The 16,873-nt window shown below is 59.7% G+C and carries 18 protein-coding genes and 1 other RNA gene; 3 read left to right on the plus strand and 16 right to left on the minus strand.

Annotated features, from left to right (window positions below; genetic code table 11):
- Positions 1-18 precede the first annotated feature (18 nt).
- The 3 genes from D3878_RS09040 to D3878_RS09050 form a co-directional block, all read right to left on the minus strand.
- Positions 19-1,176, minus strand: a complete 1,158-nt coding sequence (locus D3878_RS09040) for an efflux RND transporter periplasmic adaptor subunit (protein ID WP_233556282.1) — start codon at positions 1,174-1,176, stop codon at positions 19-21.
- Positions 1,177-1,366: 190 nt separating this feature from the next.
- Positions 1,367-1,465: signal recognition particle sRNA small type (ffs, locus tag D3878_RS09045), an RNA gene on the minus strand.
- 81 nt (positions 1,466-1,546) lie between these two features.
- Entirely contained in the window at positions 1,547-3,091 is a 1,545-nt protein-coding gene (locus D3878_RS09050) for a UbiD family decarboxylase (RefSeq protein WP_119785181.1), read from the minus strand.
- Positions 3,092-3,570: 479 nt separating this feature from the next.
- Between D3878_RS09050 and D3878_RS09055 the strand changes: the two genes are divergently transcribed.
- Entirely contained in the window at positions 3,571-4,575 is a 1,005-nt protein-coding gene (locus D3878_RS09055) for a transglycosylase SLT domain-containing protein (protein ID WP_233556283.1), read from the plus strand.
- Between the two features lie 45 nt (positions 4,576-4,620).
- On the opposite strand, the gene D3878_RS09060 is transcribed toward D3878_RS09055, so the two are convergent.
- From D3878_RS09060 to D3878_RS23470, 13 genes are all read right to left on the minus strand, one after another.
- Positions 4,621-5,823, minus strand: a complete 1,203-nt coding sequence (locus tag D3878_RS09060) for a pyridoxal phosphate-dependent aminotransferase (RefSeq protein ID WP_119785183.1) — start codon at positions 5,821-5,823, stop codon at positions 4,621-4,623.
- 40 nt (positions 5,824-5,863) lie between these two features.
- Positions 5,864-6,334, minus strand: a complete 471-nt coding sequence (gene nusB / locus D3878_RS09065; protein ID WP_119785184.1) for a transcription antitermination factor NusB — start codon at positions 6,332-6,334, stop codon at positions 5,864-5,866.
- 84 nt (positions 6,335-6,418) lie between these two features.
- Entirely contained in the window at positions 6,419-6,910 is a 492-nt protein-coding gene (gene ribH, locus D3878_RS09070; RefSeq protein ID WP_119785185.1) for a 6,7-dimethyl-8-ribityllumazine synthase, read from the minus strand.
- A gap of 56 nt (positions 6,911-6,966) precedes the next feature.
- Entirely contained in the window at positions 6,967-8,073 is a 1,107-nt protein-coding gene (gene ribBA, locus D3878_RS09075; protein ID WP_119785186.1) for a bifunctional 3,4-dihydroxy-2-butanone-4-phosphate synthase/GTP cyclohydrolase II, read from the minus strand.
- 69 nt (positions 8,074-8,142) lie between these two features.
- Positions 8,143-8,766: a riboflavin synthase gene (locus tag D3878_RS09080; RefSeq protein ID WP_119785187.1), complete on the minus strand. Its 624-nt coding sequence runs from the start codon at positions 8,764-8,766 to the stop codon at positions 8,143-8,145.
- Positions 8,767-8,780: 14 nt separating this feature from the next.
- Positions 8,781-9,872, minus strand: a complete 1,092-nt coding sequence (gene ribD / locus D3878_RS09085; RefSeq protein ID WP_119785188.1) for a bifunctional diaminohydroxyphosphoribosylaminopyrimidine deaminase/5-amino-6-(5-phosphoribosylamino)uracil reductase RibD — start codon at positions 9,870-9,872, stop codon at positions 8,781-8,783.
- Positions 9,873-9,992: 120 nt separating this feature from the next.
- Positions 9,993-10,562, minus strand: a complete 570-nt coding sequence (locus D3878_RS09090; RefSeq protein ID WP_420799506.1) for a GspH/FimT family pseudopilin — start codon at positions 10,560-10,562, stop codon at positions 9,993-9,995.
- A gap of 4 nt (positions 10,563-10,566) precedes the next feature.
- Entirely contained in the window at positions 10,567-11,010 is a 444-nt protein-coding gene (locus D3878_RS09095; RefSeq protein ID WP_233556284.1) for a type IV pilin protein, read from the minus strand.
- Between the two features lie 33 nt (positions 11,011-11,043).
- Complete coding sequence (locus D3878_RS09100; protein WP_158592221.1) at positions 11,044-13,053, minus strand: pilus assembly protein; 2,010 nt, start codon at positions 13,051-13,053, stop codon at positions 11,044-11,046.
- 155 nt (positions 13,054-13,208) lie between these two features.
- Positions 13,209-13,817 (minus strand): pilus assembly PilX family protein, encoded by a 609-nt coding sequence (locus D3878_RS09105; protein WP_119785192.1) that lies wholly within the window; start codon positions 13,815-13,817, stop codon positions 13,209-13,211.
- Positions 13,814-14,809: a PilW family protein gene (locus tag D3878_RS09110; RefSeq protein WP_233556285.1), complete on the minus strand. Its 996-nt coding sequence runs from the start codon at positions 14,807-14,809 to the stop codon at positions 13,814-13,816. Before D3878_RS09110 ends, D3878_RS09105 begins: the two co-directional genes overlap by 4 nt.
- Positions 14,810-14,820: 11 nt before the next feature.
- Complete coding sequence (pilV, locus tag D3878_RS09115) at positions 14,821-15,369, minus strand: type IV pilus modification protein PilV (RefSeq protein WP_119785193.1); 549 nt, start codon at positions 15,367-15,369, stop codon at positions 14,821-14,823.
- 107 nt (positions 15,370-15,476) lie between these two features.
- A complete protein-coding gene (locus tag D3878_RS23470) occupies positions 15,477-16,076 on the minus strand; it encodes a hypothetical protein (protein ID WP_147383913.1) in 600 nt (199 codons plus the stop codon).
- A 33-nt stretch (positions 16,077-16,109) separates the two neighbouring features.
- Between D3878_RS23470 and tnpA the strand changes: the two genes are divergently transcribed.
- Positions 16,110-16,529, plus strand: coding sequence for an IS66-like element accessory protein TnpA (gene tnpA / locus D3878_RS09125; RefSeq protein ID WP_119785195.1), 420 nt, complete (start codon positions 16,110-16,112; stop codon positions 16,527-16,529).
- Entirely contained in the window at positions 16,526-16,873 is a 348-nt protein-coding gene (tnpB, locus tag D3878_RS09130; RefSeq protein WP_119784367.1) for an IS66 family insertion sequence element accessory protein TnpB, read from the plus strand. The genes tnpA and tnpB overlap by 4 nt, the downstream gene beginning before the upstream one ends.

Consider the following 16,873-nt stretch of genomic DNA (forward strand, 5'->3'; position numbering starts at 1 on the left):
CGTTTCAACATCCGCCTGTCAGGCGGCGTCCTTTTGCACACGCGCAGCGCCGCTCGCGCCCTGCCCTTTTTTTGCACCGGCTTCCTGTATCTTGCTGCCGGGGCGCAGGTTTTGTGTTCCTTCGACCACAACCCGCGCACCGGCGTTCAATCCCGCCACGGCAGCTTCTCCCTGCGCAATCGTCAGCACCTCGACGTTCTGCGGCTTGACAGTATCATCCGGCTGCACCACGTAGACGAATTTGTCCACCGGCCCGGTGACGATTGCCTGCGCCGGCACCACCACCGCGTCGGGCAGCGTGCGCGCCACCAGCCGCACACTGACATAGGTGCCCGGCCACATCCGGCGGTCCTGGTTGGGGAACTGCGCCTTCATGCGGATGGTGCCGGTCTGTGCATCTGCGGCATTGTCGATGAAATACAGCGTGCCACCGACCTCCTGGCCGCCTGCCAGCTGCGCCCGCACCGGCGCTGCGCCATCCGGGTAACTGGCGCGGATATGCTGCAGTTCCCGTTCCGCCAGCGAAAAACTGACTGCAATCGGGTCAAGCTGGACAATCGACACCATCGGATCGCCGCCGGGTTGTGCCAGGCTGCCCGGCCGCACACTGATCGCGCCCAGGCGGCCGCCGATGCTGGCACTGATCTTGTTATGGCTTAATGCAACGCTGCTGGACTGGATCGCCGCCTGGTCACCCCTGACCGTGCTGCGCAAGGCTGCCACCCGGCTTGCCGCGGTATCGACCACGGCTTGCGAAACAAAATTTCTGGCCAGTAGTTCCTGGTTGCGCTTGAGCGCTGCCTCAGCCTCTACGAGGTCAGCGCGGTTTTTCGCCATTTGTGCCTGGGCGTTTTCGACGCCGGCCAGATCGCTGCGGGCATCCAGCGTAAACAATAATTGCCCGGCCTTGACCTCCTGCCCTTCCCGGACATGCACGCTGCGCACAATGTTCTGGATTTGCGGACGTACATCGACGGTATTGAGCGCGGAGACATACCCATTGGCCTGGATCGTGACAGGAATCGACTTTTGCTGCGCCAGCACGCTTTTGACGATTTGCACCGGGGTACGCGGCTTTTGCACCTGCGCTTCCGGCTTGCGTTGCCAAATGAAATAAGCGACGCCGGCGACTGCGGCGAGAACGAGTACTGCGGCAATGAACTGCTTTCGTGTCACATGCATACCAGAGAGAGGAGATGGGTGGGCCTAAAATGATTCAAGGCAAAATAATAGTACTAGATGCCCAAGATTGCTGCCAGCAATCAGCCTTGATCGAAAAACCCGATAGAGGATACTGGCACCTGGCCGGCAACTGCCAAAAATGGAAGCTTGCGGCAGGATAACGGAAGAATATGACAGGGAAAAGAAAGGCGAGCCTTGTCTGCGGCACTTGTGGGGATCGGCTGTGGCTGCTTCGTTCCCGACCTGACCAGATTGACCAAGCCACAATGCGCAGGGGCCCGCCGAGCGCATTTTACCAGCAAAGCCAGGACTGCACCTGGCAATTTGCACTTGCGCCGATGCTGCAGGACTGTACTCCGTCCAATCAGATGCCCAGGTCCTGCCAGATGGCATCCACCCGTGCCTTCACTTCGTCGGTCATGGCAATCGTCCGGCCCCACTCCCGACTGGTTTCCCCCGGCCACTTGTTGGTCGCATCGATGCCCATCTTGCTGCCCAGGCCGCTGACTGGCGAAGCGAAATCCAGGTAATCAATCGGCGTCTGGTCCACCAGGGTGGTATCGCGCACCGGATCGACCCGGGTGGTGATGGCCCAGATGACTTCCTTCCAATCGCGAATGTTCACATCCTCGTCCACCACCACAATGAACTTGGTATACATGAACTGGCGCAAAAAACTCCACACCCCGAACATGACGCGCTTGGCGTGGCCGGGATAGGATTTTTTCATCTGCACCACCGCCATGCGGTAGCTGCAGCCTTCCGGCGGCAGATAGAAATCGGTAATTTCCGAGAACTGCTTTTGCAGCAGCGGGACAAATACCTCGTTCAGGGCTACGCCGAGAACGGCAGGCTCATCCGGCGGCTTGCCAGTATAGGTGGAATGATAGATCGGATCGCGCCGCATGGTGATGCGATCGATGGTAAACACCGGGAACCAGTCCTGCTCATTGTAATAGCCGGTGTGATCGCCAAATGGCCCTTCCAGGGCCATTTCGTAACCATTGACCGGACGGGGGGGCACGTTAGTGCCCTCCTGTCCCTCGAGGGCGTGTTCGTAGCCGCTCGGATGCGCCGCATCCGGATAGATGTGCCCTTCCAGCACGATCTCGGCCGACGCCGGCACTCGCAGTTCGCTGCCGAGCGCCTTGACCAGTTCGGTGCGGCTGCCACGCAGCAAGCCGGCGAACTGGTATTCCGACAAGCTGTCCGGCACCGGCGTGACTGCGCCCAATATCGTCGCCGGATCGGCCCCGAGCGCCACCGCGACGGGGTACGGTTTGCCGGGATGGGCAATCGCATGTTCGCGAAAATCGAGCGCGCCGCCGCGATGCGCCAGCCAGCGCATGATGACCTTGTTGCGTGCCAAAACCTGCTGGCGGTAAATGCCAAGATTTTGCCGCTTCTTGTGCGGCCCTTTCGTAATCACCAGCCCCCAGGTAATCAGAGGCGCGATATCGCCCGGCCAGCAATGCTGGATCGGCAGCTTCGCCAGATCGACATCATTGCCTTCCCAGACGATGTCCTGGCAAGGTGCCGAGCGCGACTCCTTCGGCGCCATATCCCACAAGGCCTTGAGCAAGGAGCCCAGGCCCAGGGCATCCTTGAATCCCTTGGGCGGTTCCGGCTCTTTCAGGCTCGCTAGCAACTGGCCGATACGGCGCAACTCGCTGACATCCTGCGCGCCCATGCCCAGCGCGACCCGGCGCGGCGTGCCGAACAGATTGGCCAGCACCGGCATGGTGTGCCCCGTCGGATGCTCGAACAGCAGCGCAGGACCACCCGCGCGCAAGGTGCGGTCGCACACCTCGGTCATTTCCAGATGCGGCGAAACGGGATGCCCGACGCGCTTGAGCTCGCCGATTGCTTGCAACTGCTTAATAAAATCGCGCAAATCTGTATATTTCATGTTTTTTTGTAAAGTTTTAAGCTCATGTTCAGTATCAAACTAAAACATCCAAGTCACTGTTTATATTCAATTTTGTTGCAGTGCAGCGCGATTCTATATATCAATAAGTTATTGATTTTAATTTTTATATGATTGACTTGATATAAATCAGCCCCTACAATTCGCCTCACTTGAAGAGGAAGCAGCCTTACACAAGAACAAGTGCTGCAGAATAAACCAAATCAGTTCACGGGGTTCGGGGCCCCACATGACATTTTAAGGAGTGTTGCCAAAGGCGTCAGCCTTCCCCCCGAAAAATTTGCCTGCCACTGGGTCCGGTGCCGCTTATAGCCGCCGCCAGCTGAAAACAGGCAAAATCGACCGTCTGACTTTGCGCCATGCATAGTCAGACGATGTTTCTGATTGACGGCGTTGACAGGAATCAGTCCGGGCTTGCCCGGCGTGGGGACTGTTTGTGCCGTGACGATTCAGGAGAAGCAATGTTACATCGATTTATCCAGGCTGGAGGTATGCTCGGTCGCAAGACCGCCGACCAATCCGCCACAGTTGTCACCTCGCTCGCCCGCGCTACGCTGGGCGGCATCATGACCCTCGCCCATCATTCCCTGATGGTACTGGGCGTGGCCGCGATCGCCGCGCTGACCTTGATGTTCGTCAAGCCGCACTTCACCGAGCATCTGAAAGCCCTGTCGCCGTTTGCGGCAAGTACGGTAGCGGCAAGCGCCGAGATTGACGAAGTCGTTGTCAGTAAGGATGTCGGGCTGGCCATACCGATGGATACCCCGGCACAACCCTTTCGCCAGACAGCTGCGGGCAAGCCGGCAGCAGTGAAGCAACCGGCCAAAATCGACCTGGAAATCACGAAGGCATCCCTGTCGGATGAGCAAATGGTCGTTTCCCGCTGGATTTCACGCCGTTACCGGGTCGCGGCGGATGCCACCCACATGCTGGTATCGGAAGCCTACAAGAACGCCCACAAACTCCAGCTCGATCCGCTGCTGATCCTGGCGGTGGCCGCCATTGAATCCGGCTTTAATCCCTTCGCCGAAAGCGCCATGGGCGCGCAGGGCTTGATGCAGGTAATGTCCAAAGTGCATCGCGACAAGTTTCGCGAGCACGGCGGCCTCCATGCGGCGCTGGATCCGGTTGCCAATATCAAGGTCGGCTCGGCGATTCTGAAAGATTATGTCAAGCAGGGTGGCTCAGTCGAAGCGGGCCTGAAGCGCTACGTGGGTGCCGCCGCATTTGCCACCGATTCCGGTTATGGCGCACGGGTATTGGCTGAATACCGCCGGCTGCAAGCAGTGGCGGGCAAGTCCGCACCGGTGGTTTCCACAGTCGCCAGCAGCGCCGAGCCGAATTCGCCGGCCGAAGCCGTCTCCGCGCCGAAAAAGGCAGTGGCGGCGGAAGACAAGTCGGCAGCACTTGCCCCACACCACAAGATCGAATCCGAAAAGATTGCGGTAGCGGCTATCTCAGGCTAAGGCGCCCTGACTGGATTGCGAACTGGAGCCAGCCGGCTCCTTTTTTTATTTTGGTAGTGTAAAACCCGGCGCCAGCCCTGTCCCGCGTTTGAAATAGGTTTTCAGGCGGGCCACCGCTTCCTGCAGATTTTCCATCGAGGTGGCGTACGAGAGGCGAATATACTGCCGTGCAGCATGGCTGCCGAAATCGAGCCCCGGTACCAATACCACCCCTGCCTGCTCCAGCATATCGATAGTGAGGCGGTCGGCATCGTCGGCCAGCGCACTGCAATCGGCGTAGACATAAAAGGCGCCATCCGGCTTGACCGGCACGCGGAAGCCGATTTCCTCCAGCGCCGGCACGATGTAGTCGCGCCGGCGCCGGAATTCGGCCTTGCGTTCTTCGAACAAGGCGAGCGATTCAGGCGCAAAGCAAGCCAGCCCGGCATATTGCGAAATGGCGGATGCGCAGATGAACAGGTTTTGCGCCAGCTTTTCGATATGCGGCACCAGGCTCTCGGGCACCACCAGCCAGCCCAGGCGCCAGCCTGTCATGTTGAAATACTTGGAAAAGCTGTTAATGACGATCACATCCTCGCCCAGCGACAAGGCCGAAAATGGCGCGGCATCATAGCTCAAGCCCTGGTAAATCTCGTCGACGATGGTAAATCCGCCACGTTCCGTGACGCTGGCGACGATTCTACCCAGTTCAGCCGGATCGATCGAGGTACCGGTCGGATTGGAAGGTGAAGCCAGCAACACGCCGCGCGTGGCCGCACCCCAGTTGGCACGGACCATGGCGTCGGTCAGCTGGAAGCGCTCCGCAGGGCCGCTGGGAATCATCTTCGCCTGGCCCTCGAAGGCGGCGACGAAATGCCGGTTGCAGGGATAGGATGGATCCGGCATCAGGACTTCCGCGCCCTGCTCGACCAGCGCCGCGCACGCCAGCAGCAAGGCGCCCGAGGCGCCGGCGGTGACGATGATGCGTTCCGGCGCCACCTGTAAGCCATAAGTGCGCAAGTAATGGCCAGCGATCGCTGCGCGCAATGCCGGCAAGCCCAGCGCCGACGTATATTGGGTCAGGCCCTCGGCCATCGCCCGGCTGGCGGCTTCAATGACCGCCGGCGCGGCAGTAAAATCCGGCTCGCCGATGCCCATGTGGATGATCGAACGGCCCTGCCGCTCGAGGGCGGCAGCCATTTTCGCCAGTTCCATGACATGGAATGGCGCGATATTCCCGAGACGGGATGCGAGAGGAGAGAAATTCATACTTACAAGCGTAATTCCTATGGAATTACTGCCTGTGGAATTACTCTTTGCGGGCAGACTGGACTTCCGTCCCCCGCATTTTTCCGGCGAGCTTGTCCAGCACACCATTCACATATTTGTGGCCATCGATGCCGCCGAAGGACTTGGCCAGCTCGACGGCTTCGTTGATGACAACTTTGTATGGGATCTCGAGATGGTGCTTCAGTTCGTAAGCGCCGATCAACAGTACCGCATGTTCAATCGGCGACAATTCGCCGATCGGACGGTCGATCAAGGGGCTAATCCCTTCGCGCAACACGCCGGCATCGCGGATCGCGCCGTGCAGCAAGGCGTCGAAATGCCCGGCATCGGCCTTGTCGAAGCCATGCGCTTCGCGGATATGGGCATCGATGGCGCCCGCATCTTCGTTATTCAGCAGCCACTGATACAGCCCCTGCAGGGCGAACTCGCGCGCGCGATGACGCGGCGTGCGGTTCTTGTTGGAATTGGCGTGAAGTTCTTTTTGTGTCATGAATGAAAATACCTGAGGTTCCGGCTAGCGCCGGAACGCATCAAAACAGGGTTAATGGCGCCAGGCGCCAGCGGGAATGTCGCCTTAGGCCAGATCTTCTTCGGTCGAATCCGCCAGGTCTTCCAGGGCAATCGCCAGATTGGCCATTTCGACGGCCACGCGGGCAGCGTCCGCGCCCTTTTCGACCATACGTACTTCAGCTTGTTCGTCGGTTTCGGTGGTCAACACGGCGTTGGCGACCGGAATGCCATAATCCAGGCCGACGCGGCTAATGCCTGCGCCGGATTCATTCGACACGAGTTCAAAATGGTAGGTTTCCCCGCGGATGACTGCGCCAATGGCGATCAAGGCATCAAATTGCTGGGTTTCCGCAAGTTTTTGCAAAGCCAGCGGGAGCTCCAGCGCACCCGGCACGGACACATGCAAGATATCCTCGTCGGCTACGCCCAGGCGCTGCAACTCTGCCAGGCAAGCGGTCAGCAAGCCCTGGCAAACAACTTCATTAAAACGCGCTTGCGCAATCCCGACGCGCACACCCTCGCCATCCAGATTCGATTCGTAGCTTCCCACTGTCATGGCTTTTCCCCTATTAACTGCATACAAAATTCAATGTTCCAATTCCGGCCCCAGCCTCAGGACCGCTCTTGAAAACCGACCACTTCCAGATTGAAGCCGGCCATCGAAGGCATCTTGCGCGGATTGGACAACAAGCGCATCTTGCCAACGTTCAAATCCTTGAGAATTTGCGCGCCGATACCGTAAGTGCGCAAATCCATGCTCGTGGCCCGCGTCGGCGGACGCTTTTCCGGCGCATTCATTGCGGCGAACTGATTAAACAGTTGCTCTGCCGATTCTTCGCAATTAAGCAAGACCATCACGCCATGCGACTGCGCCTGGATCGCCTTCAGCGCCGTCGCCATGTTCCACGAATGGGTGGTAACTTCGGTATCGAGCATATCCAGCACCGAAACCGGCTGATGCACCCGCACCAGGGTTTCATTTTCCGGGCGCGGCTCGCCATGCACCAGCGCCAGATGCGCGCCACCGCTGGGCGTGTCACGGTAAGCCACCAACTTGAAGCGGCCATATGCGGTCTGCACGCTACGCTCGCCGACGCGCTCGATGACGCTCTCGTGTTGACTGCGATAATGAATCAGGTCGGCGATGGTACCTATCTTCAAGCCATGCTCTTGTGCGAACTCGATCAAGTCCGGCAGGCGCGCCATGCTGCCGTCGTCCTTCATGATTTCGCAAATCACCGCCGCTGGTGTCAGGCCAGCCATTTCAGCCAGGTCGCAACCGGCTTCAGTATGGCCGGCACGCATCAGCACGCCGCCTTTTTGCGCTTTCAACGGGAAAATGTGGCCGGGCTGCACGATATCCGTGGGCTTGGCGTGTTTGGCCACCGCCACCTGGATGGTACGCGCCCGGTCCGCCGCCGAAATGCCGGTCGTAACGCCTTCGGCCGCTTCGATCGATACCGTGAAATTGGTGCCGAATGCGGTGCCGTTGCGGGTCGCCATCATCGGCAATTCGAGATGCGCGCAACGTTCTTCGGTCAGGGTCAGGCAGATCAGGCCGCGACCGTACTTGGCCATGAAATTGATCGCTTCGGGCGTGACGAATTCGGCGGCCAGCACCAGATCGCCCTCGTTTTCACGGTCTTCCTCGTCGACCAGAATGACCATGCGCCCGGCGCGCAACTCGGCGACGATTTCCTGTGTTGTTGCTAAAGACATAAATTGGTTCCTCGGTAGACCGCTATTTTAATTGATTTAGCCTGACGCCTCAGTTTAATGAACGCGGATTTATCGGCCTGAATCGCTCAGCGACAGCATGCGCTCGACATACCGCGCAATCAGATCTATTTCAAGATTGACCCTGGCGCCGGCGCGCAAATGCCGCAGCGTGGTGACCTCGACCGTATGTGGAATCAGGTTGATCGAAAATTCACAGCCCGTTGCCAGATCGGCGACGCGGTTGACCGTCAGCGAGACGCCATTGACGACGATCGAACCCTTGAAAGCCAGGTATTTTGCCAGCACCTGCGGCGCTTCGATCACCAACTCATATGATTCGCCGACCGGCTCGAAGCGGCGCACCACGCCCAGGCCATCGACGTGGCCGGATACCAGATGCCCGCCCAGCCGTTCAGCCAGGGTCAGGGCTTTTTCAAGATTGACCTCGCCCGGCGCATCCAGGCCGACCGTGCAATTCAGGCTTTCGCGCGACACCTCGACCTCGAAGCTTGCTGCCGTTTTCGCAACCACCGTCATGCAGGCGCCGTTCAGGGCGATCGAATCGCCCAGCGCGACATCGGCCAGCGGCAGCCCGCCGGCTTCGACGCTCAGGCGCAGGCCGGCATCCGGGTCGCTACCCAAAGGCGTGATGGTGGCAATTTTTCCAACTGCGGCGACTATTCCAGTAAACATGGCGAGATAAAAAATTAGGAGAAACGGGCAAGGATACGCAAATCGGCGCCGATTTGCCGGACCTCGTGAAATGACAGTGCGCGCCGGCCGTCGAGCGACTCGAGCGCAGGCAGGTCGAACAAGCCCTGGGCATCGCCGAGCAGGCTGGGCGCCAGGTACAACAACAACTCATCGACGCACCCCTCGGCGATCAGCGCACCGTTCAGACGCGAGCCGGCTTCGACATGCAATTCATTGATTTGCCGCCGGCCGAGTTCTTGCATGAGCGCCGGCAAATCCACCTTGCCGGCGGCATTGGGCAGCATGATGATTTCGGCGCCGCGCTCGCGCAGCAGCGCTTCCTTTTCCGGATTGGGCTGGGCGGCGACAATCCAGGTGCCGCCGCCGGCCAGTACCCGCGCATCGGGGCTGATCTGCAAGCGGCTATCGACCACGATGCGGCGCGGCTGGCGCGGCGTATCGACGCCGCGCACCGTCAGTTGCGGGTCGTCCTCATTGACCGTGCCGCTGCCGGTGAGGATCGCGCAGGCGCGCGCGCGCCACCAGTGGCCATCCGTGCGCGCCGCTTCCGAGGTGATCCACTGGCTCTGGCCGTTGTGGAGCGCCGTCTTGCCGTCCAGGCTGGCGGCTGCTTTCATGCGCACCCATGGCCGGCCGCGCTGCATGCGCGAAAAAAAACCGATATTCATTTCGTGCGCTTCATCTTCGCGCACGCCGCAAGCCACCGCGATGCCGGCCGCCTGCAACTTCGCCAAGCCCTGCCCTGCCACCAGCGGATTGGGGTCGCCGATCGCCGCCACTACCCGCGCCACGCCGGCGGCGACCAGCGCATCGGCGCAAGGCGGGGTGCGGCCATGATGACTGCAAGGTTCGAGCGTCACATACGCGGTGGCGCCGCGCACATCGTTGCCGCGCTGCGCTGCGTCACGCAGGGCCTGGACCTCGGCATGCGCCTGCCCTGCCGGTTGGGTCGCGCCTGCGCCGATGACCTCGCCAGCGCGCACGATAACGCAACCGACCCGCGGATTGGGGGTGGTGATAAACATGCCTTTGGCGGCCCATTCCAGGGCCAGGCGGATACCGTCGTCGTCGTTTGTAATGTTCACAAGGCTGGATCGGATAGTTGATTCAAGGATGGCAATACTGCAAGCGCAAACGACTCAGCCCGACTTGACCGCGCCGGGCTGGATGCCACCTCAATCAGCGTCAATCAACGTCAATCGGTCTCAATCGGCGTCATCGGCGCCGGTGCAGGTTTTGTCCTGTTCCGGATTGCAGACGCGCGCGCGGCCGGAAAAATTCAGCTTGATGCTGCGGATCTTCCCGTCGAGGAAAAACGATACTGTCCCGAGTTGCGGCGTCTGGCTGCTGGCGTTGGTTCGCGTGCGTCCGCTGCCATTATATGCAAGATAGAGCTTGCTTGAATCGGTCAGCACCGATTTTATGGCCATGCCGCCGGCCACCGCCGCCTGCCTTGCAAGGATCATTTCGCCGGAATCGGCTTGTTGGTTGTCATTTTGATCAACGAAAACCACCCACCCCTGTGCCCAGTCGGCCCCGTCCGCGGGCACCAGATCGACCCGGCTGCCACGCCTGATCGCCTCCGAGCGCGTCAGATGCAGCGCCCCGATAAAGGCGTTGACGCTGGTACTCAGGCGCTGGTTGCGGATCAGCGACTGAAAGCCCGGCACCGCGAGCGCCAGGACGATTGCGGCAACCGCCAGCGCGGTCAGTAACTCGACCATGGAAAAACCCGTTCGCTCGCTCGCCCGACTTGTGCTGGACTTGCGCATCATCGGCTTACCAGCAGTCCTTGCCGGCCGGAAGTTTGGCGCCGGTACTCGACAACGACAACACGCCGCAATGCGGATCCTCATAGGCGCTATCGACCTTGGCGCTGCCCGGTGTCGCGGACAGAAGGATGCAATCCTGCAGAGTCGCGCCAGCGCAGGCAGCGCCGCTGATTTCATAGGCGCTGGCAGCAGCGGAGTTACCTGAATGCCAGTTGAATTTCTTGGCATCGGCATCGGCCGAGTCAGCAGAAAACGCAATATAGCGGGTATGCAGCAGGTAATAGCGTTCTTGCTGCTGCAGCACTTGCAACAGCGCCGCGCGGCCTTCAGCCCGGCGCGCCTTGCGAACCGCATCGCGGTAGGATGGATAAGCCAGACCGGCGAGGACAGCAATGATCACGGCGACCACCATCACTTCCACCAGCGTGAACCCGCTCCAATGAAATTTCATCCGATAATGCTTATCCATATCCATATCGCCGGCCTATTTCTTTTTGGCGGCAAGACGCAATTCCTGCCATTTCAAAATCTCGCGCCATGAAAAGCGCATGGCAGGCACCCCGATACTGGCGAGCCCCCCCTCGATATCTCCCTGTCCGGCCGCCAAGCTGCCCTTGGCGCCGCCACTGCCGGCATGAATGACGGCAGACTTGCGCTGGACGATGGCCTTGCCAAATGGATTACGATTGCCGCTTGAAACAGAAGTCTCGAGAATTGCCGGCGCCGTCAACATGCCCACTTGCGACATCATGCCGCTGGTGTTTTTTTCGACCGGCAAGCCGCTCAGGGCATCCAGCACATAGCTGCGCCCGCCACTATCGAGGCAGGGTGCGGCGCACGGAATCAGACTGTTGAACAACAGCCGCCCCGACGCCACCAGCGGATTGCTGACGCTGCGCTCGCCAGTTTTTTCCGACGCCAGGAAATCGAAATACCATCCACGCTTGCCACCCGCCGCCGCACCATAACTGAACTCCTGGCCGGCGAATTCCAGTACATTGCCTGCCTTGAAAAGCGTTCTCGGCGCCAGCTGGCTGCGGCCCGCTACTGCATAGGACGCCTGCACGGCATCGTAAATCCCATAAAAGGACTGGCTAGCGAATCCGGCGGGATCGATGTCAACTTGCTCGAGGAATTTACCGGTGCCGAACAAAACCACATAACCGCCGCCGGGCGCGAACACCACCCGCGGCTGGGTCGTAATCGGCTGTCGGCGCTGCTGATCATCGAGCGCAACAAACAAGGGTGCGGTGCCCTGGTTTTCCTTTTTCCAAGGCAAGCCGCCGGAGAAGTCGAAACGCCACAGGTTGCCCTGCAAATCGCCGGCATAGGCGTAACGGACTGCACCATCCTCGCCGATGACCATGGCGGGCGGACTCAAGCCATTCGGCAATGCGGCATCGAGGATCGGTTTCTTGAACTTGAAATAATTTACGCCAGGCTGCCAGGGTTCATCTGGCCCCTTGTCCAGCGACAGCAGAAACAGAACCGCAGGCGCCAGAGGATTGGCATAACCATCATCCCGGTAATTGTTCAAGCCACTGGCTACCATCACAAAATGGCGATATTCGGGAAGGCCGGGCGGCAACTTGCTGCGGAACCTGGCGATCACCGGCACATTGAATACATTGCCCATATCGGCATCATCGTGGTCCGTAAATTCCCACAAGACCCCGGCGCCACCATTAAAGTCCGCTGGATCGGAGACATCCAGCGCAAATACGCCTTGCGCCCCACCGCCCATGCCGGCGGCCAGCACGGTTTTCCATTTTCCCAGCACGCGCGCCTCGGCCACCGCAATCGCGCCATCCACATACGGCCGGTGCACATAATCGGGGCGACTCAACTGATTCAGATTGCGGATCAGACATTGCGGCACGTAGGCGAACAGCTCGACGCCATCCTTGGCGTCGAATGCATGCAGCATGCCGTCGTTGGCGCCGACATACACGGCACGCGCGCGATTCTTTCGCGCCGCGTAAAACTGCAGGTATTCAGCGCCGGCGCCGTCATGGGCCGGCGCCCCGACATGGACCACGTTGCTGTTGACGATGTCGCCCAACACGCCATCGCGCAGACGAAATATCCCTTGCGGCTGGCCCAATTCCGCGCTGCGACCACCGCGTAAAAAATCCACGCGTTGCGCGCCCAGTCCGTCGCTGGCACCGTCAAGCGGCGAGGCATCCAGCGCCGCCCGCTGGCTATCCGCAAGCTTGTCCCATTTGAACTCCACCATGCCGGATGCAATGCCGGGGTTTGAGGTATAGATTTTGCGATTCCCAGGCAAGGGCAAGGCTGGCACGCTTTTCAGGCCGCTCAGGATATCTGCCGCATCCCACTCCGGGACGCTGGCCAGTTGCAAGCTGCCATCGCTGGCAACGTCGATTGCATGTTTCCTGAGCTTGCCGCTCCACCACACAGCATCGAAGCCAGCCTGGTAAAGAAATGTGCCACTGGATTCCAGGCCCGTGCTGCCCACCGCCATTACGGACATGCCAGCTGCGCCCTGCAATAAAGGGCTTTGGGCAATCTGCACCGGGGGGACGCCACCCCACGCAGGCTGCATCAACCCAAACAGCAAGACCGACACCGGAGCGATCCCCCTTGAGGACCTGGTCGCTACGATAAATTTTATTTTCTGCTGACGAGTCACTCGCTCTCCTTCCGGTAAAAACTTTGCAAAGCGACCTGCGTGGTTTCGCGCGCGCCAAACCCGACGGCGGTAACACGATAGAAATAGCTGGGCTTGTCGGCGGCCTCACCCGGCTTGTTATAAGAAAAGAGCTCGATGATGTAGCGGGGCAGGCGGCTGGGCAACGCCCCCTTCCCCACTTGAAGGATCTGACCTGTGAAAGTCCCATAAGGCACTGAACGAGTGGTGGCGGCCTCGTCCCCAAAGTCGGCCGTTTGCCAGGTGGGTACCGTGTCCATGGCGGTGCGCCGGCACAGCCCGAGATAAATGTTTGCAGCGCCGCCATTGCAGCCAGTCTCGCCGGGCGCCGGAAAGCCCAGTGCGCTTCGTCGCGAAAAAATGGCGCTGCGCGACTTCCCGGCATCCGGAGAGTGCTCAATATCCATTTCGGCATCCCGCAATGCGGCTTCGGCCGCCTGAAAGGCGACCTGACGATCGCTGTCGTTGCGCGCTGTTTTCAAACCCTGCAAAGCGCTCTGCGCAGCGGCGAGGCCCAGCATCAGAATAACCATCAGCATGATCAGCGCCACGACGAGTGCAGCACCACACATTTTTCGCCGATTCATGCCGGGTTTCCCATGCTCTGGTTGCGCAACTGTATGGTGGCGACGAAAAGTTTGCGGATCCGGTTGCGGCTCTTGGCGGGCAGTGTCTTTTCCTCTATACGGGTGCCGTGATCGGTCCCGCCCATTGCATCGCCATAGTCCTTGCCGAACAAGTCGTACGACTTCCCAATGGCATCCGCGCGGGCGGCGTTTTCACCGCGTATCAGGATCGCCACCTTGATGGTGACAATTTTCTTCCAGTGCGTCTTGCGGTTCTTGTCGACTGCCTGTTCGGCGCTGGACGCACCGGCCAACGACAAGGCGTCGTCCAGGGTGTCGACCTCGCTGGCGCGCAGGTACACGTTGGCAACACCGTCACCATCCTCATCGAGGCCATACAAGATCTGGAAGGACTCGACGCCACGCGCTATCGCCACGGCTGTCCAGCTGCTTTTTCCCTTGTATTTGCACCGCAGTTCCGGCTCACCGGTGGCGTCTTCGGCGACGAAAAAAATGCTCCAGCCGCGCTCGCTTCCTGTGCCGTCCTTCAGGGAAGAAGCGACACTGAAGCCTGCGCAGTTGAGCATGGTTTCATCCCCAAGCTCGCCGCTACCGGCGCCATGAAAACGGATGCCCAGCACGTCGCTGCCGTTTACGGATTTTTTAACCGGCGACTCCATCGCAATGCCGGTACTTTTCAGGCTGCGCGCATCCATGCCGATGATGTTGGCGCTGTCAGTCGTCGCCGTCAGCCGGATAGCACCCGCGCCATCCCAGTCCTCATACCCGGCCTGGTGCAAGGCCCTGACAATGAGTTCAATCGCATGGCGCCCGCTTTCCTGGATCACCACAACGTCATCGTTTGTAATGTAGGCAGATTTACTGCTCAATAACAGCAGCGTGGCGGCCAGAATCACAACCAGACTCAATGACATCGACACCATCAACTCGACCAGGGTCAGCCCGGCATGATGCAGCCTGGTCCGGCAATGAAGCATGTAGTTTCTCCACATGGCGCCTCCCGTCAGGAACGGACCAGCAAGACGAATTGCGGAACAGCCGCGAGCGTTGCGGCGCCAGCCTTGACCTCGCCCGGATTCCGCCAGCCGACCTTGACCACAATGGGTGCGTCGCTGCCGGCGCTGCCACAATCCCAATGATAGGTTTGAGCTTTGTCATCCCAAGGCGTAGCATCACGACAGACTTTGATCCGGCCCTGCGGCAACAAATTCTGGAGCCGCCTTTGTACTTCGTAACTGGCGAATGCCACCATGCTTGCGCCGTCACATCCTGCTGCGGCGCCATAACAGAGCGCAGCGGGTATGGCGGCTTGCTCGCTGCTTTTGAAATCCAGTGTCAGCAGGGGATTACTTGCCTCACTGATGCGGACCTGGTCGGCGACGTCGGTCGCCAGTTGCAGTGCGATATTGTGGAACCCGGATTGCTGGGTGGTACGGAGCGCGGTCAACTGTATGGAAGCCGCGCCGATGACGCCCAACGACAGGATGCACAGGGACACCAGCACTTCGACCAATGAAAATCCCGCGCCTGTTTGCTTTGTCCGTTTTCGCATATGGGTGTCGCCCTGTGTGTCATTGCATTTTTGATAATGCAAACGATACTAGGGAAAACACCGGGCGCGCATCTCATATTCATGGGAGGCGCAGAGAGAAAATCACTTCATTTGATTTGGCTTAAGCGACTGCCGTTCATCGACACTGGCTTAAGCGGCGCGCAAGATGAACACCTTGAAAAACTGTTTGGCAACCGCAAGCTCGGCGGCCAACAGCGGGTCGGTAACCGCATCGGCGACAAGCGACAAGCAACAAGCAACAAGCTCACGCCCGCCGCGCGCAAGCTGGGAAGCGACGTTCTACCGTTCCAGCGGGCGGCGCTGCGGAGGTCCTCCCTACTTTCCTCACCTGAAGCATCGGGATGGCAACTGAAGAATCGCGCCAGCGTCATGTCTCGCTCCGCAGCGAGCAAGACCATGGCGTTATTGCCGATCTTGCTGTGGCGTTCTGGGTAACTGAAGATAAAAAAATCACACGCGACGGTGGATGAAAATTCAATGGCCCGCCGCACCAGATCCGATGCCAGGCTTTCCGATTCGTGCGCACGCCAGATTTCTTCTTCAGAAAAATCCGCGAGACTCTGACAGATCAGGCAGGCCCGGCCTTCATCGCTTTCGTAGAAGGAAATAACGAACTGGGCACGTCCAAGTAATATACGTAAGCGCCTCATCTGTACCGTCTGGACGATTTTATCCAAATAATCCACGATAGTTCCCGCTATTTTTTAGTGGGAACTATCATGGATTCATTGATTTTAGAGGGGCGTCGCAAGCGGCGCCCGAATTTTCCGGTTGCGTTCAAACGGCAGCTGGCACAGCAGGCCAGCGAGCCTGGCGCTTCCGTTTCCCATCTGGCGCAGCAGCACGGCATCAACGCCAACATGCTGTTCAAGTGGCGGCGCCATTTGGTGGCTGGCCTGTTCGATGCTGCGCCAGCGCCTCAGGCCATGTTGCCCGTCACGATAGTCGAGAGAGCGGCAGCGGTCGCGCCCACATCAACGCCTCGACTTGCGGCGACGACGGAGACGGCAAGCACAACGAACACGTGCGTTGCGCGACAAGGCATCATCGAAATCGCCATCGCCGATGTGACGGTCCGATTCGATGGCCATGCCGATCTGGCCATGCTGCACGCGATTCTGCGGATGGTGCGCGCATGATGGGCCTGCCGGCGGGAACACGCATCTGGATCGCCGCAGGCATCACCGACATGCGGGCAGGCATGAATGGCCTGGCGGCCAAGGTGCAAATGACCCTGGCCGAGGAGCCGCTCTCAGGCCATGTGTTCGTCTTCCGTGGCCGGCGTGGCAATGTCATCAAGGTGCTGTGGGCCACCGGCGATGGACTATGTCTACTCATCAAGCGGCTTGAGCATGGCCGGTTTGTCTGGCCACAAGCCGACAGCGGCAAGATCCACCTGACCCCGGCGCAGCTGTCCATGCTGCTGGAGGGGATCAACTGGAAGCAGCCGGAACGCACCGGGCCACCGCTTTCCTTGTTGTAA

This window comes from Noviherbaspirillum sedimenti (genome assembly GCF_003590835.1).
In the GTDB taxonomy this organism is placed as follows: Bacteria; Pseudomonadota; Gammaproteobacteria; order Burkholderiales; family Burkholderiaceae_D; genus Paucimonas; species Paucimonas sedimenti.